Annotated in this window: 17 protein-coding genes; 15 read left to right on the top strand and 2 right to left on the bottom strand. The window is 67.3% G+C overall.

All coding sequences use genetic code 11. The features are described from left to right. Positions 1-41 precede the first annotated feature (41 nt). Positions 42-3,032 (bottom strand): excinuclease ABC subunit UvrA, encoded by a 2,991-nt coding sequence (gene uvrA / locus ACMUOY_RS08435; RefSeq protein ID WP_413892296.1) that lies wholly within the window; start codon positions 3,030-3,032, stop codon positions 42-44. Positions 3,033-3,289: 257 nt separating this feature from the next. Here uvrA and ACMUOY_RS08440 point away from each other — a divergent pair, with 257 nt between their 5' ends. The 13 genes from ACMUOY_RS08440 to ACMUOY_RS08500 all read left to right on the top strand — a co-directional run bounded on the left by ACMUOY_RS08440 (position 3,290) and on the right by ACMUOY_RS08500 (position 16,504). After that, entirely contained in the window at positions 3,290-4,486 is a 1,197-nt protein-coding gene (locus tag ACMUOY_RS08440; RefSeq protein WP_413892297.1) for an MFS transporter, read from the top strand. Positions 4,487-4,516: 30 nt separating this feature from the next. Continuing rightward, entirely contained in the window at positions 4,517-5,020 is a 504-nt protein-coding gene (gene ssb / locus ACMUOY_RS08445) for a single-stranded DNA-binding protein (RefSeq protein WP_413892261.1), read from the top strand. 127 nt (positions 5,021-5,147) lie between these two features. Continuing rightward, entirely contained in the window at positions 5,148-6,260 is a 1,113-nt protein-coding gene (locus ACMUOY_RS08450; RefSeq protein ID WP_413892262.1) for an efflux RND transporter periplasmic adaptor subunit, read from the top strand. 9 nt (positions 6,261-6,269) lie between these two features. Continuing rightward, positions 6,270-9,593, top strand: a complete 3,324-nt coding sequence (locus ACMUOY_RS08455; protein WP_413892263.1) for an efflux RND transporter permease subunit — start codon at positions 6,270-6,272, stop codon at positions 9,591-9,593. A gap of 32 nt (positions 9,594-9,625) precedes the next feature. Further along, positions 9,626-10,912, top strand: a complete 1,287-nt coding sequence (locus tag ACMUOY_RS08460; RefSeq protein WP_413892264.1) for an NAD(P)/FAD-dependent oxidoreductase — start codon at positions 9,626-9,628, stop codon at positions 10,910-10,912. A 45-nt stretch (positions 10,913-10,957) separates the two neighbouring features. Next, the gene (locus ACMUOY_RS08465; RefSeq protein WP_413892265.1) at positions 10,958-11,182 is read left to right on the top strand and encodes a DUF2892 domain-containing protein; all 225 of its coding nucleotides are present in this window, start codon (positions 10,958-10,960) and stop codon (positions 11,180-11,182) included. Between the two features lie 39 nt (positions 11,183-11,221). Then, positions 11,222-12,001: a hypothetical protein gene (locus ACMUOY_RS08470; RefSeq protein ID WP_413892266.1), complete on the top strand. Its 780-nt coding sequence runs from the start codon at positions 11,222-11,224 to the stop codon at positions 11,999-12,001. A 39-nt stretch (positions 12,002-12,040) separates the two neighbouring features. Then, positions 12,041-12,487 (top strand): OsmC family protein, encoded by a 447-nt coding sequence (locus ACMUOY_RS08475; protein ID WP_413892267.1) that lies wholly within the window; start codon positions 12,041-12,043, stop codon positions 12,485-12,487. Positions 12,488-12,534: 47 nt separating this feature from the next. Continuing rightward, positions 12,535-13,566, top strand: coding sequence for an SLAC1 anion channel family protein (locus ACMUOY_RS08480; RefSeq protein ID WP_413892268.1), 1,032 nt, complete (start codon positions 12,535-12,537; stop codon positions 13,564-13,566). Continuing rightward, positions 13,566-13,946 carry a metal-sensing transcriptional repressor gene (locus ACMUOY_RS08485; protein WP_413892269.1) on the top strand — a complete coding sequence of 127 codons (381 nt, stop codon included), beginning with the start codon at positions 13,566-13,568 and terminating at the stop codon, positions 13,944-13,946. Before ACMUOY_RS08480 ends, ACMUOY_RS08485 begins: the two co-directional genes overlap by 1 nt. Before the next feature lie 142 nt (positions 13,947-14,088). Then, a complete protein-coding gene (locus ACMUOY_RS08490) occupies positions 14,089-15,444 on the top strand; it encodes a DUF3422 family protein (RefSeq protein ID WP_413892270.1) in 1,356 nt (451 codons plus the stop codon). Further along, positions 15,441-16,064: a class I SAM-dependent methyltransferase gene (locus tag ACMUOY_RS08495; protein ID WP_413892271.1), complete on the top strand. Its 624-nt coding sequence runs from the start codon at positions 15,441-15,443 to the stop codon at positions 16,062-16,064. The genes ACMUOY_RS08490 and ACMUOY_RS08495 overlap by 4 nt, the downstream gene beginning before the upstream one ends. Before the next feature lie 59 nt (positions 16,065-16,123). After that, complete coding sequence (locus ACMUOY_RS08500) at positions 16,124-16,504, top strand: rhodanese-like domain-containing protein (protein ID WP_413892272.1); 381 nt, start codon at positions 16,124-16,126, stop codon at positions 16,502-16,504. Positions 16,505-16,690: 186 nt separating this feature from the next. Here ACMUOY_RS08500 and ACMUOY_RS08505 read toward each other — a convergent pair whose 3' ends face one another. Next, positions 16,691-18,064 carry a sigma-54 interaction domain-containing protein gene (locus tag ACMUOY_RS08505; protein WP_413892273.1) on the bottom strand — a complete coding sequence of 458 codons (1,374 nt, stop codon included), beginning with the start codon at positions 18,062-18,064 and terminating at the stop codon, positions 16,691-16,693. 298 nt (positions 18,065-18,362) lie between these two features. Between ACMUOY_RS08505 and ACMUOY_RS08510 the strand changes: the two genes are divergently transcribed. Both ACMUOY_RS08510 and ACMUOY_RS08515 read left to right on the top strand, forming a co-directional pair. Beyond that, positions 18,363-19,082: a hypothetical protein gene (locus ACMUOY_RS08510; RefSeq protein WP_413892274.1), complete on the top strand. Its 720-nt coding sequence runs from the start codon at positions 18,363-18,365 to the stop codon at positions 19,080-19,082. 24 nt (positions 19,083-19,106) lie between these two features. Beyond that, positions 19,107-19,782: 4Fe-4S binding protein (locus ACMUOY_RS08515; RefSeq protein WP_413892275.1), on the top strand; the 676-nt coding region annotated here is incomplete at its 3' end.

Consider the following 19,782-nt stretch of genomic DNA (forward strand, 5'->3'; position numbering starts at 1 on the left):
AATCAGTCACTTGTAGCTATCAATAAAATAGCGATTGGCGCTCAGCCGGCCGGCAGCAAGCGCGCCAGATAGCGGCCGGTGAAGCTCGCCGGGTTCGCCGCCAGCGCTTCCGGCGTGCCCACGCCCACCACGGTGCCGCCGCCGGCGCCGCCCTCGGGCCCCATGTCGATCAGCCAGTCGGCGGTCTTGATGACGTCCAGGTTGTGCTCGATGATGACGATGGTGTTGCCCGCGTCGCGCAGCTGGTGCAGCACCTTGAGCAGCAGGTCGATGTCGGCGAAGTGCAGGCCGGTGGTGGGTTCGTCGAGGATGTAGAGCGTGCGGCCGGTGTCGCGCTTGCTCAGTTCCAGCGCCAGCTTCACGCGCTGCGCCTCGCCGCCCGACAGTGTGGTGGCGGCCTGGCCCAGGCGGATGTAGCTCAGGCCCACGTCCAGCAAGGTGTGCAGCTTGCGCTCCAGCGTGGGCACGTCGCGGAAGAAGGCATGCGCGGCCTCCACCGTCATGTCCAGGATCTGGGCAATGTTCTTGCCCTTCCACAGCACTTCGAGCGTTTCGCGGTTGTAGCGCAGGCCGCGGCAGGTGTCGCAGGGCACGTAGACATCGGGCAGGAAGTGCATCTCTACCTTCACCATGCCGTCGCCCTGGCAGGCCTCGCAGCGCCCACCGGCCACGTTGAAGCTGAAGCGGCCCGGGCCGTAGCCGCGCTCGCGTGCCGTGGGCACCTCGGCCATCAGCTCGCGGATGGGTGTGAACAGCCCGGTGTAGGTGGCAGGGTTGGAGCGCGGTGTGCGGCCAATGGGTGACTGGTCGACGTTGATGACCTTGTCGAAGTGCTCCAGACCCTGGATCTCCTCGTGCGCGGCGGGCTCGGTATGGGCGCGGTGGATCTTCTGCGCGGCCGCGGCGTACAGCGTGTCGTTGACCAGGGTGGACTTGCCCGATCCGGAGACGCCGGTCACGCAGGTCAGCAGGCCCACGGGTACGTCGACGCTCACGCCCTTGAGGTTGTTGCCGGTGGCGTTCACCACGCGCAGCACCTGGGGCTCCGTCTGGTCCGCCAGCGCGTGGCGCCGCTGTGGCATGGCGATGCTCCGGGTGCCACTGAGGTACTGCCCGGTCACCGAAGCGGGCGTGGCCTCCACCTCGGCCGCCGTGCCCTGCGCCATCACGCGCCCGCCATGCACGCCGGCGCCCGGGCCCATGTCGATCACGTGGTCAGCGGCGCGGATCATGTCTTCGTCGTGCTCGACCACCAGCACGCTGTTGCCGATGTCACGCAGGTGCTTTAGCGTGCCGATCAGGCGGTCGTTGTCGCGCTGGTGCAGGCCGATGCTGGGTTCGTCCAGCACGTACATCACGCCGGTGAGGCCCGAGCCGATCTGGCTGGCCAGGCGGATGCGCTGCGCCTCGCCGCCGCTCAGGGATTCGGCGCTGCGGTCCAGGCTCAGGTAGTTCAGGCCGACATCGTTGAGGAACTTCAGGCGCGAGCCGATCTCGCGCACCACTTTGTCGGCGATCTCTGCCTTGGCCCCGGACATCTTCAGGGTGCTGAAGTAGTCAAATGCCTCGCGCAGCGTGGCATGGCTGACCTCGTAGATGGCGCGGGCCTGCGCGCCGTCACCCACCTTCACATGGCGCGCCTCGCGGCACAGCCGGGTGCCGCCGCAGTCGGTGCAGGGCTGGCTGCTGCGGTAGCGCGCCAGCTCCTCGCGCACCACCACGGAATCGGTCTCGCGGTAACGCCGCGCCATGTTGGGAATGATGCCCTCGAAGGGGTGCTTCTTGGTGACCTTCTTGCGCTGGGACGCGCCCGAGTCCATCACGTAGCTGAACCGGATGTCTTCCTCGCCCGAGCCGTGCAGGATGGCGTGCTGCACCGGGCCCGGCAGCGACTCGAAGGGCGATTCGATGTCGAAGCCGTAGTGTTTCGCCAGGCTCTCGAGCAGCGCGAAGTAATAGCCATTGCGCCGGTCCCAGCCCTTGATCGCGCCGCTGGCCAGGCTCAGCGTGGGGAAAGCCACCACGCGCGCCGGGTCGAAGAAATCCATGGTGCCCAGCCCGTCGCAGGTGGGGCAGGCACCTACGGGCGAGTTGAACGAAAACAGGCGCGGCTCCAGCTCGCTGATCGAGTGGTTGCAGACCGGGCAAGCGAACTTGGCGTTGAACAGGTGCTCACGCGCCGCGGACCCGGCGCCTGCCGGTTCTGTGCTGTCCATCTCCAGCGCAATGGCGCGGCCCTCGGCAAGGCGCAGCGCCGCCTCGAAGCTCTCGGCCAGGCGCTGGCGCAGCTGGTCGAAGGCGGTGCGGGCTTCAGCGGTGGCTTCGGCATCCGCGGGGGTGGCATCGGCAGGGCGGGCGCGGACCTTCACGCGGTCGATCACCACGTCGATATCGTGCTTTTCCGACTTTTTCAGCTTCGGCAGGTTGTCGACTTCATAGGCCACGCCACCGATGCGAAAGCGCACATACCCCTGGGCCTGCATGTCGGCGAACAGCTCCAGGAATTCGCCCTTCTTCTCGCGCGCCACGGGCGCCAGGATCATCAGCCGTGTGCCCTCTGGCAGTGCCAGCGCGGCGTCCACCATCTGGCTCACGGTCTGGGCCTGCAGTGGCATGCCGTGGTCAGGGCAGTAGGGCGTGCCGGCGCGGGCGAACAGCAGGCGCAGGTAATCGTGGATCTCGGTCACCGTGCCCACGGTGGAGCGCGGGTTGTGGCTGGTGGCCTTCTGTTCGATGGAGATCGCCGGGGAGAGTCCCTCGATCAGGTCCACGTCGGGCTTGTCCATCAGCTGCAGGAACTGCCGTGCGTAGGCGGAAAGGCTCTCCACATAGCGGCGCTGGCCCTCGGCGTAGAGCGTGTCGAACGCCAGGCTGGACTTGCCCGATCCCGACAGCCCGGTGATCACCACCAGCTGGTTGCGCGGGATGTCAAGGTCGATGTTCTTCAGGTTGTGGGTGCGCGCCCCCCGCACACTGATGCGCTGCTGGCGCAGCACGGCGGCCAGGTAGCGGTCGTCCGGGCCTGGCACCATCGGCAGGGTGTCGTGGTCAAGGGGATGCGGGCGGTCGGTGGAGGGGTTCAAGGTGGGCGGGTCCGGGAAAACCCTCCATTATCCGGGCTGGCGGGTTTTCCGGCTGGCACACGTTACACGGGCGCCACGGGCAAGCCGCCCGAGTCTCGCTGCGTGATCGGGGACAATCGCAGGTTTTCCACCTGCCCTGCGGATCGGTCCCCTGCGTGTCTGAATCTTCTGCTTCCCCGTCTGCCACCGGCCCGGCGTCCCCCACGATGACGCCCGTGGAGCGTCGCGCCAGCCTGTCGCTGGCCGGCATTTTTGCCCTGCGCATGCTGGGCCTGTTCCTTGTGCTGCCGGTGTTCGTGCTGGAGGCGGCGCGGTATCCTGGTGGCGACGATCCGGCCCGCATCGGCCTGGCCATGGGCATCTACGGACTGACGCAGGCGCTGTTGCAGTTCCCCTTCGGCCTGGCGTCCGACCGGCTCGGGCGCAAGCGGGTCATCGTATTCGGCCTGCTGCTGTTTGCGGCCGGCAGTCTGCTGGCTGCGGCGGCCACCAGCGTGGACGGTCTGCTCGCGGGCCGGGCGTTGCAAGGTGCAGGGGCCGTGTCGGCCGGCGTGACGGCCCTGCTGGCCGACCAGACGCGTGACGCTGTGCGCACCAAGGCCATGGCGCTGGTGGGCGCCAGCATCGGGTTGATGTTTGCGCTGTCGCTGGTGCTGGCGCCGCTGCTGGTGGCCGCGGTCGGTCTGCCTGGCTTGTTCGTCCTGACCGCCGCGTTGGCGTTCGGCGGTGTGGTCACGGTGATCTGGGCGGTGCCGCCGGAACCGCGTGAGCACCGCAACCAGCCGCGTGGCAAGCTGTCCGATGTGCTGGCCCATCCGGGCCTGCTGCGCCTGAATTTCGGCGTGTTCGTGCTGCACGCGGTGCAGCTCGCCATGTGGATGGCGGTTCCCGCCCTGCTGGAGCGGGCCGGGCTGTCCAAGGACCACCATTGGTGGATTTACCTGCCGGCCGTGCTGGCCTCGTTCTTCGTCATGGGCGGCACCTTGTTCCCGATGGAGCGCCGGGGCTACCTTCGCGCGGTATTCCTTTGCGCCATTGGCCTGGTTGCCCTGGTTCAGCTCGGGCTGCTGGCGGCGGCCACGGGCTCGCCGGGGCTGATGGCGCTGGGGCTGCTGATGTTCGTCTTCTTCTGCGGCTTCAACATCCTGGAAGCCAGCCAGCCGAGCATGGTCTCGCGCATCGCGCCGCCACAGGCCCGCGGTGCCGCGCTGGGCGTCTACAACACCTTGCAGTCGCTCGGCCTGTTTGCCGGCGGCGTGGCGGGCGGGGCGCTGGTGAAGGCGTATGGCCCGCAAGGCTTGTTTGGCGTCTGCGCCGGGGCCATCGTGCTGTGGCTGCTGGTGGCCTGGCCGATGGTTGCGCCGGCCCGGGACGGCTTGCCGAGCGCACCCAAAGCCGCATAATCCACGGTTCCACGGAAGGAAGAAAGTCTCATGGCATCAGTCAACAAAGTCATCATCGTCGGCAACCTGGGCCGCGACCCTGAAGTGCGCTCGTTCCCCAGCGGCGACCGAGTGGCCAATGTCACCGTTGCCACCACCGACAAGTGGAAGGACAAGCAGACCGGCGAAATGCGCGAGGCGACCGAGTGGCACCGTGTGGTGTTCAACGGCCGCCTGGCCGAAATCGCGGAGCAATACCTGCGCAAGGGCTCCCAGGTGTATGTGGAAGGCAGCTTGCGTACCCGCAAATGGACCGACCAGAGCGGTGTCGAGAAGTACAGCACCGAGATTCGCGCCGACCAGATGCAGATGCTGGGCAGCCGCCAGGGGATGGGGCAACCTTCCAGCGATGACGGTGGCTACGACAACGCACCGCGCCGCCCGGCCCCGGCCGCCCGCCAGGCCCCGGCTGCGGCATCCGCGCCAAGGTCTTCCGCCCCGCCGCCCAAGGCGTCGAGCGGTTTCGACGACATGGATGACGACATCCCGTTCTGACCCGTGCCCGGCCTCGCAGCCGAGTACCCGAGCACCTCCACCGCCCCGGCGTTGGAGGTTTTTTTTGGTCTTGACAAATACACTAGGGGGTATATATACTGCCTGAAGTATCCAAGGAATTTCCATCATGCGTGTTTCCGCCGTGTCTGTCCGTCTTTCGTTGCTGGTCGTCGCCCTGGGGCTTGGGCTGGGCTTTGGCCTCGCCCAGGCTGCCGCGCCAGTTGAGGTGGCTGTGGTGCAGGCGCGCCCGCAGGCGGTGTCGACCGGGTTCGAATACGACGGCGTGGTTGAGCCGGTAAAGCAGAGCACCATCTCGTCTCAAGCCTCCGGCCGCGTGGCCACGATCTCGGTCAAGGCCGGCGATCAGGTGCGCGCCGGCCAACTGCTGGCCACCATCGACGACCGGGAGACCCAGACCGGCGTGCAACGCAGCCAGGCTCAGGTTTCGCAGGCTGACGCTGAACTGCGCAACGCCCAGGCCAACGCCGAGCGGACGCGGGAGTTGCAGGCCAAGGGTTTTGTCAGCAAGGCGGCCCTGGACACGGCCGAGCTTCAGTTGAAGGCCGCGAAGGCAGGGCAGGACGTCGCAACGGCCGGTGCCCGCCAGTCAGCCCTCTCGCAAGGGTTCACCCGGGTTACCGCGCCCTACGACGGCTGGGTGCTACAGACCTTGAGCGAAGCCGGTGACTTGGCCGTGCCCGGCAAGCCGCTGATGACCTTGTATGCGCCCTTGCCGCTGCGCGCCGTCGTGCAAGTGCCGGCCTCGCGCGGAGAAACGGCCCGCGCAGCAAGCCGAATCGAAGTGCAACTGCCGGGTCCGGACGGCACCGCCCAGTGGGTGGCCCCGAGCAGTCGCTCCGTGATGCCCGCCGCGGATCCGGTGTCCCAGACGATCGAGTGGCGGCTGGAGCTGCCCACGGCCGCCGTGCGCGGCGTGGTGCCGGGCCAGCAGGTCCGCGTGCGCTTCGTGGGCGGCCAGGCGCAGAGGGTGGTGGTCCCGGCTGCCGCCGTGTTGCGCCGCGGCGAACTGACGGCCGTCTATGTGGCGACTCCCACCGGCTTTGCGCTGAAGGCGGTGCGCCTGGGCCCCGACCACGGCGCCGCAGGCGTCGAAGTACTCGCGGGCCTGGGTTCGGACGATCGAGTGGCGCTCGACCCGGTGCGTGCGGGGCTGGCGGGCGCCCGGGCTTCGGGCGCTGCTGCTCCCGCCGCCGTCAAACCGGCGAGCGCGGCACGCTGAAGGCACGCCATGCAAGAACAGAAAAATTCCCCCACACCGCGTCTCGGCGCCTCAGGCCGCATCGCGGCAGCGTTTCAATCCAACGCCATCACGCCTTTGCTGGCCCTGGTGGCCCTGCTGCTCGGCCTGTTTGCCGTGCTGGTCACGCCGCGCGAGGAAGAGCCGCAGATCAACGTGACCATGGCCAATGTGCTGATCCCGTTTCCGGGGGCCAGCAGCGAAGACGTGCAGAACATGGTGGCCCGCCCAGCCGAGCAGGTGCTGTCCCAGATCGCAGGCATCGAACACACCTATTCCGTGGCGCGTCCTGGCCTGGCCGTGCTGACGGTGCAGTTCAAGGTGGGCGTTCCGCGCACCGACGCGCTGGTGCGGCTGTACGATGTGCTCAACGCGAATCAGGACTGGGTGCCGCGGGACCTCGGAACCCTGACGCCGATCGTCAAGCCCAAGGGCATCGACGATGTGCCGGTGCTGGCTGTCACGCTGTGGAGCCATGAAGGACTTGCGGGCAATGACCTGGAGCGCGTGGCGCGGACCGTCGAACTGGAGCTCAAGGCGGTGCCCGGCACCCGCGAGATCCAGACCATCGGCGGTCCGGGCCGTGCCGTTCATGTGTGGCTCGATCCGGTGCGCCTGCGTGAACGCGGCATCGATGTCCTGGGCCTGAAGGCAACGCTGGCGGCGGCCAACTTCGGCATGCCATCGGGCGCTGTGCTCGACCCGGCGGGCAAGGTGCCGCAGATGCTGAGTGTGGAAACCGGTGAATTCCTGACCAGCGCGGAAGACATCGGCTCGCTGGTGGTTGGCGTGAGCAAGGGCAAGCCAGTCTATTTGCGCGAGGTCGCGAAAATAGAAGCCGGCGCGCAATTGCCGCAGCGCTATGTCTGGTTCACGCCCGGCGCCGCCAGTGTCGCTGCCGGGACGGCAACGGCGTCTCCCGTGGCTGCGGGCCAGGTCTATCCGGCAGTGACCCTGACGGTGAGCAAGAAGCCGGGCGAAAACGCGGTCGACGTGTCGCGCGCCGCGCGGGACCGCGTGGACGCGCTGCGCAACACGGTGATCCCGTCCAACATTGAAGTCACCGTGAGCCGAGACTACGGGGAGACAGCGGCCGAGAAGGCCAACAAGCTGATCCAGAAGCTGGCCTTCGCCACGGGGTCGGTCATTCTGCTGGTGGGTTTCGCGCTGGGACGCCGCGAGGCGGTGATCGTCGGCTCCGCGGTCATCCTGACGCTCATGGCCACGCTGTTTGCCAGCTGGGCCTGGGGCTTCACGCTGAACCGCGTATCGCTGTTTGCGCTGATCTTCTCGATCGGTATCCTGGTCGATGACGCGATCGTGGTGGTGGAGAACATCCACCGCCACCAGAACCTGTATCCGGGCAAGACGCTGCGCGAGATCATCCCGGCGGCGGTCGATGAAGTTGGCGGGCCGACGATTCTCGCCACCCTGACGGTGATCGCGGCTTTGCTGCCCATGGCCTTTGTGAGCGGCCTGATGGGGCCCTACATGAGCCCGATTCCGATCAACGCCAGCCTGGGCATGGCCATTTCGCTGGCGATCGCCTTCACCGTCACGCCCTGGCTGGCGCTCAAGCTGATGAAGTCGCACGGTCATGGGCATGCGGCGCCAGGTGAGGCGGTCGCCGCTGCCGCTCCCAAAGGTCTGGGCCCCAAACTGCAGCGGTTGTTCACCCGCGTCCTGACCCCGTTTCTCAACAGCGGGCGCAAACGCTGGCTGCTGCTTGCCGGCATCCTCGCTGCGCTGGCGCTGTCGGTCGGCCTGACCCTGGTGCAGTGGGTGGTGCTGAAGATGCTGCCCTTCGACAACAAGAGCGAGTTCCAGGTGGTGATCGAGATGCCCGCCGGCACGCCGCTGGAAAACACCGCGGCCGCGCTGCATGAAATGGGCGGCTTCCTGGCGCAGCAGCCCGAGGTGCTGGACCTCCAGGGCTACGCCGGAACCGCCAGCCCGATCACCTTCAACGGACTGGTCCGGCAGTATTACCTGCGCGCCGATGTGGAACAGGGAGACCTGCAAGTCAACCTGGTGGACAAGCACCGCCGCAGCGACCAGAGCCACGTGATCGCGCAGCGCCTGCGCCCCGAACTGGAGAAAATCGGCGCGCGGCACAACGCCCGCGTCAAGGTCGTCGAAGTGCCGCCCGGTCCGCCCGTGATGAGTCCGCTGGTGGCGGAAATCTACGGCCCTGACGAAGCCGGGCGCCAGCAGTTGGCCCAGCGTGTGGCCAAGGCCTTTGGCCAGACGGCCGATATCGTCGGCATCGACACCTCGCTCAGGGAGGACGCGCCGCGCGCGCACCTGACGGTGCGCCGGCAAAGGGCGGAGTCCCTTGGCATCCCGGTGGCCGCGATCGCTCAGACCGTGCATGCCGCGCTCTCCGGCGGGGACGCCGCGTTCCTGCATGACGGCCAGAGCAAATACCCGGTGCCGGTGCGTCTGCAGTTGCCGCGCGACGCCCAGGTCGGACTGGATGCGCTGCTGGCCCTGCCGATGAAGGCAGCCAACGGCCAGATGGTGCCGCTGTCCGAACTGGTTCAGGTGGACCGTGGCGTGATTGACAAGCCCCTGTTCACGAAGGACATGCGGCCCCTGAGCTACGTGTTCGGCGACATGGCCGGCAAGCTCGACTCCCCGTTGTACGGTCTGTTCGCGATTCGCCCGCACCTGGACGAGGCGGCCTTGACCAACACCGGCGAGCTCGGCGAATACTGGATCCGCCAGCCCTCCGACGCCTGGCGCCAGTACGCGCTGAAGTGGGACGGCGAGTGGCAGATCACCTACGAGACCTTCCGCGACATGGGCGCCGCCTACGGCGTGGGCCTGATCCTGATCTATCTGCTGGTGGTCGTGCAATTCAAGAGCTACATGACCCCGCTGGTGATCATGGCGCCGATTCCGCTGACCATCATCGGCGTGATGCCGGGCCATGCATTGCTTGGGGCTCAGTTCACCGCCACATCCATGATCGGCATGATCGCGCTGGCCGGCATCATCGTGCGCAACTCCATCCTGCTGGTGGACTTCATCGAGCTGCAGGTAAGCCAGGGCATGGCCTTCAAGGAGGCCGTGATCAGCTCGGCCGCCGTGCGCGCCCAGCCGATCGCGCTGACCGGACTGGCCGCCATGATCGGCGCCTTCTTCATCCTGGACGACCCGATCTTCAACGGTCTGGCCATCTCGCTGATCTTCGGCATTCTGGTCTCCACCCTGCTGACGCTGGTGGTGATCCCGGTTCTGTATTTCGCGCTGTACCGCAAGCGCATGGCGTCACGTGAACCGCTCGCAGAGGCGGCCGCGACATCCCCCTGATTCCTAACCACCCCAGTCTGAGGAGACACACCATGGCCAATATCGTCATCATGGGCGCCGGCATCGGCGGCATGCCCGCCGCGTACGAAATGCGCGAACTGCTGCCCAAGGAGCACACCGTCACGGTGGTCAGCGCGATGGACTTCTTCCAGTTCGTGCCGTCCAACCCCTGGTTGGCGGTGGGCTGGCGAAAGCGCGAGGAGATCGTGCTGAAGATCGCCCCCTTGCTGGAGCGCAAGGGCATCCAGTTCATCGCCAAACCGGTCACCACGCTGGACGCGGCCGGCAACAAGCTGGTGCTGTCGGGTGGCACGGCTGACGAGCAGGTGCTGCCGTACGACTACCTCGTCATTACCACCGGCCCGAAGCTGAGCTTCGACGAGGTGCCGGGTGCGGGGCCGCATGGCGGCCACACCCATTCGGTCTGCTCGGTGGACCATGCCGAATCCTTCTGGAAGGACTACCAGGAGTTCCTGAAGAACCCCGGCCCGGTGGTCATCGGCGCGATGCCCATGGCCAGCTGCTTCGGCCCGGCCTACGAATTCGCTTTCATCCTCGACACCGACCTGCGCAAACGCAAACTGCGCAACAAGGTGCCGATCACCTTCGTCAGCAGCGAGCCCTACATCGGCCACCTGGGCCTGGGCGGCGTGGGCGACAGCAAGTCGATGCTCGAATCCGAAATGCGAAACCGCGACATGAAGTGGATCACCAACGCCAAGACCACCAAGGTCGAGGCCGGCAAGATGTTCGTGACCCAGCTCGACGACCTGGGCAACGTCTACAAGGAGCACGAAGTGCCCTTCAAGATGTCGATGATGCTGCCCGCCTTCAAGGGTGTGGACGCGGTGGCGGCCGTGCCGGAGCTGTGCAATCCGCGCGGCTTCGTGCTGATCGACGAATTCCAGCGCAGCAAGAAATACCGCAACATCTTTTCGGCCGGCGTCTGCGTGGCGATTCCGCCCGTGGAAGTCACGCCGGTGCCCACCGGCGCGCCCAAGACGGGCTACATGATCGAGACCATGGTCACGGCGATCTGCCACAACATCGCCGATGAACTGGCGGGCAAGCCCGTCACCGCCAAGGGCACCTGGAACGCCATCTGCCTGGCCGACATGGGCGACACCGGCGCGGCCTTCGTCGCGTTGCCGCAGATCCCGCCGCGCAACGTGAACTGGTTCAAGAAGGGCAAGTGGGTGCATCTGGCCAAGATTGCCTACGAAAAATATTTCCTCAGCAAGATGAAATCCGGCAACTCCGAACCCATCTATGAGAAGTACATCCTCAAACTGGTCGGCCTTGTTCGCGTGACCAAGTAAGCCAACCCTTTCACCCCTTTCATTTTTCAATTCCAGGAGGTTTTTATGACCGTTGAACGCTACATCCGCATCATGGCTGGTTTTTTTGTCATGCTGTCGCTGGCTCTTGGCATCGAAGGCAGTCCCATTTTCGTCAGCCCGTGGTTCCTCGCCTTCACCGCCTTTGTCGGCTTCAACCTGTTCCAGTCCGGCTTCACCGGCTTCTGCCCGCCCGGCATCCTGCTGCGCAAGCTCGGCGTGCCGGATTCCGGGCCGTCGTGCAGCCGTTGAGCTATTGCTGACAACGACCCCGCTCGTGAAAGGCTTCGCATGAGTCGCGCTTTTGGTCCCCGCTTTCGTCGCGGATATGCCGCGATCGGTCTCGCACTGGCCTTGTTTGGGAGTGCGCAGGCCGCCATCCTGGACAACAGCATCGCGCTGGACGCGGTCTACATCCCGGCCTTGTCGCTGACCAACGCCAAACCGGGCGACACCGCCGCGGCCGCCAAGGCGCGCGCGGCGATGCAGCGCCTGGACGCTGAATGGCCCGCCCTGCGTGCTGCGCTGCTGAAAGATCTTTCCGGCAAGGCGCCCGCCCAGGCGGCCGCCGCACGCAAGACCCTGGCCCAGGTGGACCATGCACTGGCGGAGGCCCGAAAGGCGATGGCCGCTGGCAACAACGCAGCGGCGCACACGGCCCTGGAGGACGTGCGCATCGACCTGATGAAACTGCGCAGCGCACAGGGCGTGGACTATTTCATGGACCGCCTGACCGCTTTTCATGAGCCCATGGAAGTGCTGGCCCTGGCGGGGAACACCCTCAAGCCGCAGGACCTGACGCCGGCCAAGCGGGCGGAGACGGAAAAGACCTACGCCGAGGCCCACGCCCTGTGGCGCAGCGTGGAACAGAACCTGCCCGATCCGAAGGTCTACCAGCTGAGTGAGGCGCAGCAGGCGCAGTTCAACAAGGGCATGGCCGATGTGACGCAAGCCCTGTCCCGTCTGTCTGACGCGCTGCGCGGCACCGACAACGCGGCCTTGCTGAAGGCGGCCGCCGCCATCAAGCCGCCTTTTGCCCGGACCTTCACCGCGTTCGGCCGCTACAACTGACGCGCCAGCGCCCCTGGCACCCCCCACGACGGAGACACCATGAGCGACACCACCATTCAGGTCACCCTGGTCCAGCAGCACGACTACCGTTTCGACATCCACTTCGGTGGTGATGTGCCGGTCTTGACCGGCGACGAGCCTGCGCCGCTGGGCGCAGGCCTTGGGCCCTCTCCGGTGCAGCTGCTGAGCGCGGCCGTGGGCAACTGCCTGTCGGACTCGTTGCTGTTTGCGTTGCGCAAGTTCAAGCAGGCGCCGGAGCCGATCCGCTGCACCGTGACGGCCGAGGTGGGCCGCAACGCCGAAAGCCGCATGCGCGTGCTGTCGATGAAGGCCGTGCTCACGCTGGGCGTGCCGGCGGCGTCACTGGAACATCTGGAGCGCGTGCTGGGTCAGTTCGAGGCCTTCTGCACCGTCACACAAAGCGTGGGGCAGGGCATTCCGATCACCGTTGAAGTGCTCGACAGCACCGGCGCCCGCCTCAAATAAGCGCGCGGGCCGCCTGTCCCCTTGCATCCTCCACCCGAACCGCAACCATGTCTCATCACGCCACCCCGCTCAAGTTCCTCATGCCCGGCTGGTTTGCCATCGTCATGGGCCTGTGCGGCCTGTCCCTGGCCTGGCACCGGGCTGTACCCTTGATGGGCGAGATGGCCGGCGCCGGCGCGCTGGTCGTGGGTGCGCTGGCCGCGCTGGTGGCGTTGGTGCTGGCCGTCCTGTCGCTGGTGCGCTGGCAGCGTTATCCAAAAGCGCTGGAGGAGGACCTGAACCATCCGGTGCGCCATGTCTTCGTGGCTGCCATGCCGATTTCGCTGCTGCTGCTTGCCACGGTGGCCACGCAGTTGACGGGCCCGTCGCTGGCGGCCAAGGTGCTGTGGGTGGTGGGCGCGGTCTGGCAGTTTGGCGTCACCGTCTGGGCGCTGTCGCGCTGGCTTCGTCCGAACATCGGGGGCAAGGACGGCACCCCGTTCTGGCCGTCCATCACCCCGGCGCTGTTCATTCCCGTGGTGGGCAACGTGGTGCCGCCGCTGGCGGGGGTCACGCTGGGCTTTCCCGAATGGTCGGCGGCGCAGTTCGGCATCGGCCTGTTCCTGTGGCCGGTGGCGCTGACGCTGCTGGCCGTGCGGGTGGGCGTCAGCGGGTTGTGGCCCGAGCGCCTGCTGCCCACGACTTTCATCACCATCGCACCACCGGCCGTGATCGGGCTGGGCGCGTTGCAACTCGGCGCCCCGACGGTGCTGGCCTGGGTCGCCTGGGGCATCGGCTTGTTCTTCCTGGCCTGGTCGGCCAGCGTCTTCAAGCGGGCCGTTTCGCAGCCGTTCACGGTGCCGTTCTGGGCCCTGTCGTTCCCGCTGGCGGCCTTCAGCGCGCTGACGCTGCGCCTGGCCGAAGGCGCCTCGGGCGCCTTCCAGGCGCTGGCCATGCTGCTTCTGGCGCTGAGCTCGCTGGTGATCGCGGCGCTGGCGCTGGCCACGGTGAAAGGCCTGCGCGATGGCAGTTTGCTGGCCCCCGAGCCGATGGCCATGATGAACGTCGCCGGCGCCGCGCCGGACAAGGGAGCCCCGTGATGGCCAACGCGCAACCCCGAAAAAGCGACGCCGACCGCGAGGCAGCGGCTTTGCCCGAGAGCCCCGCTGCCGCGCCAGTCGATTGCGCCACCGGCGGCCTGATGGAGCCTGGCGCCCGCACCGATGTGCTGAACCGCCTGCGGCGCGCGGAAGGCCAGCTGCGAGGCATCCAGCGCATGGTCGAGCGTGGTGAAGACTGCCTGAAGGTGGCCCAGCAGTTCTCTGCCGTGCGCCGCGCGCTGGACAGCACCTATGTGCGCATGACGGTTTGCCTGCTGGAGCAGGAGATCGGCGCACGGGTGGCCCCGGATTCAGCGCTGGCTTCCGGGCTGCCAGCCATTCTGGGCGAACTGGAGACCATGCTGGGGCGGCGTGGTTGACTCGGGGGCCTGTTTTCAGCTGAAAAACAGCCTCATCCCAGCGTCGAATGGCCATGAGCAGCTATCAATACGGGACTGAACAGGCGGGTGTGCCTGCCTGGACGCCCGAATTCCACCCGGCGGGCCGCTGCAAAATGGCCTTATGAGCCCCGATTTCTCCCTGGACCCCGCAGCCCCCGCGCCCCGGCACGCGCCGCACGGCCTGTTGCCGCCCGACGACCCGCAGCGCGCCAGCCTGCACAACGAAGTGCATTCGCGCCCTTCGGCACGGATCCGCGTGCCGGCGCTGATCGTCCAGGTGGCCGTGCTCAATGAGGGCGTCACGCGCGAGATGGAATGCGCGCACCTGCGCCGCCTGCCGGGGCAGCAGGGCCTGGCGCCGGAGCAATTGAACGGCAACTTTCTGCGCCTTCGCTATGCCGATCACACCGTCAAATGGGAGCGCCACACGGAGTTCACGGGCTACGTCATCGTGCAGCCCTTGCCGGATGCCGCCCTGCTCGGCGCACAGGCGCCGGACTTGCTGTCGGCCCCCGCCGTGGCGCCCGAATGGCTGCGCGGCATTCCCGGGCGCACCGTGGCGGCGATCCAGCTGGCCCTGGTCACCGGCGACCTGTCGGACGAGCGCGCGCTCATGAACCTGGGGCAGACCTGGTTTGGCGGGCACACCCTGGTCGCCTCCCAGCTAGGCAACGGGCATTCCTGGGCGCTGACCGAGTTCCGCATCGGAGCGGACGGCTTCGAGCGCATGCTGGTCATCGCGCCACCCGGCACCACTGACACCCGCGCCGGCCGCATCACCCAGCGCCTGCTGGAGCTGGAGACCTACCGCCTGATGGCCTTGCGCGGCGTGCCCGTGGCCAAGGCGCTCGGTCCCATGCTGTCGCAGGCCGAATCGGCACTGTCGGACATCACCGCGCGGCTGGAAAGCAAGTCGGCCTCCGACCAGGACCTGCTGGACACGCTGGTGTCGCTGGCGGCCCAGGTGGAGCGCGCCACGGCCGAGCACAGCTACCGCTTCGCCGCGACGCGCGCCTACGACACGCTGGTGGGCCAGCGCATCACCGAGCTCCGTGAGAAAGCCATCCCCGGCACCCAGATGCTGGGCGAGTTCATGCAGCGCCGGCTTTCACCGGCCATGGCCACGGTGGCAGCGACGGGCCAGCGGCTGGTCTCGCTGTCGGAGCGCATTTCCCGCGCCAGCGCCTTGCTGCGCACCCGCGTGGATATCGCCACCGAAGTGCAGAACCAGCAATTGCTGGAAAAGCTCACCCGCGGCCAGGAGTTGCAGCTGCGCCTGCAATCCACGGTGGAAGGCCTGTCGATCGCCGCCATCTCGTACTACGTGGTCAGCCTGCTGCTGTATGGCGGCAAGGCGCTCAAGGCGTCCGGCGTTCCGCTGAACCCCGAGATCGCCGCTGGCGCCCTCATTCCGTTGGTGCTTTGGGCCGTGTGGCGCACCACGCGCCGCATTCACGAAAGAATTCACGCACCATGAACTTCTGGGACCAGCGTTTTGCCGAGCCGGGCTACAAATACGGCACCGAACCCAACGCCTTCCTGCGCGAGCAGGCCGCGCGCCTGAGCGCGCCCGCCGATGTGCTGGTGCCCGGCGATGGTGAGGGCCGCAACGGCGTCTGGCTGGCGCAGCAGGGGCACCGGGTCACGTCGGTGGACTCGTCCGCGGTGGGCCTCGAAAAAGCCCGGGCGCTGGCCCGGCGCGAGGGCGTGGCGCTGGTGACCGAGCTGGCCGACCTGAGCGACTGGTCGCCAGCGCCCGCCAGCGTGAACGCCGTGGCGCTGATCTACACCCACCTGCCGTCCGGCATTCCCGCTGGCGCGCACCGGCGCCTGGCCACCGGGCTCAAACCCGGCGGCTGGCTGCTGCTGGAAGCCTTTCACCCCGCGCAACTGGCGCACGGCAGCGGCGGACCGAAGGACGCCGACATGCTCTACACGCCCGAGCAGCTCGATGCCGATTTCGCCGGACTGCTCACGCCCGTGTTGTCCTGGCACGGCGAGACCATTCTTGCCGAGGGGCCTGGCCACCAGGGGCTGGCGCATGTCACGCGATGGGTCGGGCGGCGCAATCCACCCGCCATCGCAGCCGCCCACTGAACCCGGCGTACGCCCTTATTCGTCGATCATTCATTCACTTTGCATCAGGAGCGCCCACCATGAAAACCGCCCATGACCTCGTCGTTGCCGCCAAGAGCCGCGTACAGGAGATTCCCGTGCAGGATGCCGAACAGGCGATCCGCGAAGCCGACGTGCTGGTCGACGTGCGCGAGGTCGACGAGTACGCCGCCGGCCACCTGCCGGGCGCGGTCCACATCTCGCGCGGCCTGCTGGAATTCAAGTTCAGCGGCGCCCCCGCGCTGCAGGCGCGCGACCTCAAGGTGGTGCTGTACTGCAAGACCAGCGGCCGCGCCGCCCTGTGCGCCGGCGCCCTGCATGACATGGGCTATTTGAATGTGCAGTCGATCGCTGGCGGCTTCGACGCCTGGGCCGCTGCAGGCAAGCCGGTGGCCAAGCCTGAGGCACCGTCGTTCGACTGAGCACGGCCTGCCCGTGGCGCACCCGGGTGGACCGTCCCGGCGGGAGTGCGGGCGAGTGGCGCAGGCGCCGCGGGGAGCATCAACGCCGGCATTTTGTGAACAAATGGCGCCAGCCCAGCGTGAAATGGTCATTGTCAGCTATTGTTTCAGGACTTTCCACGGTCGGCAGCCTGCCACTTATAGGGCTCAGGCGGCTCCAGCCGCCTTGAGCTTGCGGTAGAGCGAGCGTTCGCTGATGCCCAGCTCAGCCGCCAGCGCGGCGCGGCTGCCCCGGTGCAACGCGGCCCGCTCGCGTAGCGCGGCGTATTCGATGTCCCGCAGGCCGCGCGGCGGATGGGGGACCTTGCGCGCATCCATGTCCTGTCCCGGGCCGGCACACGCCGCTGAATCAGGCGGTGCCGGCGACTGGCCCATGGGGTGAGCCGCCGGGCGACGCCCCGACATCAGCGCCTGTTCCAGATGCCCGGCTTCCAGCGTGTCGCCGTCGCACAGCAGCGCGGCGCGCTCCATCAGGTTGCGCAGTTCGCGCACATTGCCGGGAAAGCCCTGCGCCTGCAGCAACTGCAGCGCGCCCGGGCTGATCATCAGCCGCTTCTGCGGCGCGACCCGCGACAGCAGCGCCTCGGCCAGCAGCGGGATGTCGTCTCGGCGTTCGCGCAGGGCCGGCAAATGGATGGGGAACGTGCTCAGCCGGTAGTACAGGTCTTCACGGAAGCGCCCGTCGTGAATCATCCGGTCCAGGTCGCGGTGCGTGGCCGACACCACGCGGATGTCGGCGTGCCGCGGCTCGGTGCTGCCGACGCGCCGGTAGGTGCCGGTTTCCAGCAGCCGCAGCAGTTTGACCTGCATCGGCAGCGGAATGTCGCCCACCTCGTCCAGAAACAGCGTGCCGCCGCTGGCGGCCTCGACCAGGCCGGCGCGCGCGGTGGTGGCCCCGGTGAAGGCGCCGCGCTCATGGCCGAACAGCTCGGACTCGAACAGGTTTTCCGGCAGGCTGGAGCAGTCCACCGCCACCAGCGCGCGGGTGGCGCGCGGACTGGCCTCGTGCACCGCGCGAGCCACCAGTTCCTTGCCGGTGCCGGATTCGCCCTGCAGCAGTACGGTGGCCATCGATGGCGCGACCCGTGCCACCAGGGCCAGCATGTCCTGAAACACGGGCGCACGGCCAATCAGCCCCTGCGCTGCCGGCTGGCCTTGGGCGATACGCAAGGGCTCCATCTTCTCGATGAAATAGGCCTGCTCGCCGTTTGCGTCAAGTAGCGGGGCCAGTTCGATGGCCACGTATTCCTCGCCTTTGGGGGTGTGGTGCAGGTGCAGCATCCGCTCGCGCTGGCCCGACTCGCGGGACCGCGCCAGCGGACAGGATTCACCCGCCCGGTCGCAGGGCACGTTGAAATGGTGCGAGACCTCGTAGCAGGTGCGCCCCACGACGCTGCGCCCGGGGCTGAACTGCTCCCGGTAGGCGGCGTTGGCCGCCAGGATGCGGTACTGCGAGTCGAACAGGATGTGCGGCTCGGGCAGTCCCTCCAGGTAGGAGGTGAGTTCGGGAAGCAGCTTCATGGCCGCTGGCTTGGGCTGGTGCCGGGAGGGGTGTCAAGAATGGCGGTCATTCTGCCAATTATGGCAAATTTTCTGGCAAAACGTTGGCAGTTTGTCCGGCTGTTTCCTGCAAGCGATTGATTTGAAAAGAACTTTTTATTCCGCGCGCGGTGGCATGGAACTTGTAACGCTCAGTCATGCCAAGGCTTCGGTCTTGGAGATTTTCCTTTTGGTAACGCGAACCCTGCCATGACCCTTCGATCCTTCTCGCTGCAGCAACCGTTGCCGGTGGGTGCGATCGCGTCCGGCTCTCCCTGACATGTACTTTCGTATCCTGCATGACCCCGCCAGCGGCGAGCTGAGCTATCTGCTGGCCGATCTGGATGCCCGCGAGGCGGTGCTGGTCGACCCGCGGGGCGCTGACCTGCCGGTGCTGCTGGCGCTGCTGGCCGAACGGGAGTTGCGTCTGCGTTGGGTGCTGCGGACCCATCACCACGATCACCTGCATCCGCAGGAACCGGTGTGGCTGGCCCGCCTGGGTGCGCCGCTGGTGCAGGGTCAGGCCGGGGCCGGCGCGCGCCTGGGCGTGGACGGCGACGCGCTGCCCTTTGGCAGCGAACTGGTGCGCGTGCTGGCCACGCCGGGGCACACCGGGTTCTGCCTGAGTTATGCCTGGCGCGACCGGCTGTTCTGCGGCGGCTTGCTGGCGGTGGAGGCCTGTCCCCACCAACCGCGCCCCGCGGCGGCGCCGGCGCTGTGGGACAGCGTGACCGCGCGTGTCTTCACCCTGCCGGACGAGACGCTGCTGTTTGCAGGACAGATGGACGGCGGGCGCTGCGTCAGCACGGTGCTGGAGCAGCGGCGCTGGCACCGGCATTTCGCCGACCGCTCGCGCGATGAGTTTCTCGCCCGGATGGCGGGCCTGCCGCTGGCGCCGCGTGCGCTGGCCGAGCTGCCGGCATCGGGCGTCCCTGAATCTGCGGCCCAGGCGCCAATGCCTGGCCGGACCCCGGCCGCGCCGTTTGCGCTGCCGTCCTGAGATCGAACTTCCGGAGTCCATCCCATGAAAACCGAAACCGGCAATGCCGTACACGACAACCCTGCCCCGGCACCAGACGCCGACGGCGAGGTGATCTCCCTGTACCAGGCTCACAAGAAGATCTATCCCCGCAGCGTGTCGGGCGTGTTCGCCAACTGGCGATGGGGCATGGTATTCCTGACCCAGATCGTGTTCTACGGCCTGCCGTGGCTGGAATGGGGCCAGCGCCAGATGGTGCTGTTCGACCTGGGGGCCCGGCGCTTCTACATCTTCGGGCTGGTGCTGTATCCGCAGGACTTCATCTATCTCACCGGCATGCTCGTCGTCTCCGCGCTATCGCTGTTCCTGTTCACGGCGGTGGCGGGGCGCCTGTGGTGCGGCTATGCCTGCCCGCAGACGGTGTACACCGAAATTTTCCTGTGGATCGAGCGCAAGTTCGAAGGTGACCGCTCGGCCCAGATGCGCCGCGACGCCCAGCCCCTGTCGCTGGACAAGGCTTGGCGAAAGGCCGGCAAGCAGCTGGCCTGGGTGGCGGTGGCGCTGTGGACCGGCTTCACCTTCGTCGGCTACTTCACGCCGATCCGATCGCTGGGCCTGGACTTTGCGCAAGGCAACGTGGGGCCTTGGGGCATCTTCTGGACCGGCTTCTACGCCTTTGCCACCTACGGCAATGCCGGCTTCATGCGCGAGCAGGTCTGCA

The sequence above is a fragment of the Candidatus Skiveiella danica genome (assembly GCF_022705245.1).
Lineage (GTDB): Bacteria > Pseudomonadota > Gammaproteobacteria > Burkholderiales > Burkholderiaceae_C > Skiveiella > Skiveiella danica.

Coding starts and splice junctions, on each gene's coding strand:
- ACMUOY_RS08460 (WP_413892264.1), top strand. CDS start 9,626: ATGGCCAATATCGTCATCATGGGCGCCGGCATCGGCGGCATGCCCGCC.
- ACMUOY_RS08495 (WP_413892271.1), top strand. CDS start 15,441: ATGAACTTCTGGGACCAGCGTTTTGCCGAGCCGGGCTACAAATACGGC.
- ACMUOY_RS08450 (WP_413892262.1), top strand. CDS start 5,148: ATGCGTGTTTCCGCCGTGTCTGTCCGTCTTTCGTTGCTGGTCGTCGCC.
- ACMUOY_RS08485 (WP_413892269.1), top strand. CDS start 13,566: ATGGCCAACGCGCAACCCCGAAAAAGCGACGCCGACCGCGAGGCAGCG.
- ACMUOY_RS08510 (WP_413892274.1), top strand. CDS start 18,363: ATGTACTTTCGTATCCTGCATGACCCCGCCAGCGGCGAGCTGAGCTAT.
- ACMUOY_RS08440 (WP_413892297.1), top strand. CDS start 3,290: ATGACGCCCGTGGAGCGTCGCGCCAGCCTGTCGCTGGCCGGCATTTTT.
- ACMUOY_RS08480 (WP_413892268.1), top strand. CDS start 12,535: ATGTCTCATCACGCCACCCCGCTCAAGTTCCTCATGCCCGGCTGGTTT.
- ssb (WP_413892261.1), top strand. CDS start 4,517: ATGGCATCAGTCAACAAAGTCATCATCGTCGGCAACCTGGGCCGCGAC.
- uvrA (WP_413892296.1), bottom strand. CDS start 3,032: ATGGTGCCAGGCCCGGACGACCGCTACCTGGCCGCCGTGCTGCGCCAG.
- ACMUOY_RS08475 (WP_413892267.1), top strand. CDS start 12,041: ATGAGCGACACCACCATTCAGGTCACCCTGGTCCAGCAGCACGACTAC.
- ACMUOY_RS08470 (WP_413892266.1), top strand. CDS start 11,222: ATGAGTCGCGCTTTTGGTCCCCGCTTTCGTCGCGGATATGCCGCGATC.
- ACMUOY_RS08505 (WP_413892273.1), bottom strand. CDS start 18,064: ATGAAGCTGCTTCCCGAACTCACCTCCTACCTGGAGGGACTGCCCGAG.
- ACMUOY_RS08455 (WP_413892263.1), top strand. CDS start 6,270: ATGCAAGAACAGAAAAATTCCCCCACACCGCGTCTCGGCGCCTCAGGC.
- ACMUOY_RS08490 (WP_413892270.1), top strand. CDS start 14,089: ATGAGCCCCGATTTCTCCCTGGACCCCGCAGCCCCCGCGCCCCGGCAC.
- ACMUOY_RS08500 (WP_413892272.1), top strand. CDS start 16,124: ATGAAAACCGCCCATGACCTCGTCGTTGCCGCCAAGAGCCGCGTACAG.
- ACMUOY_RS08465 (WP_413892265.1), top strand. CDS start 10,958: ATGACCGTTGAACGCTACATCCGCATCATGGCTGGTTTTTTTGTCATG.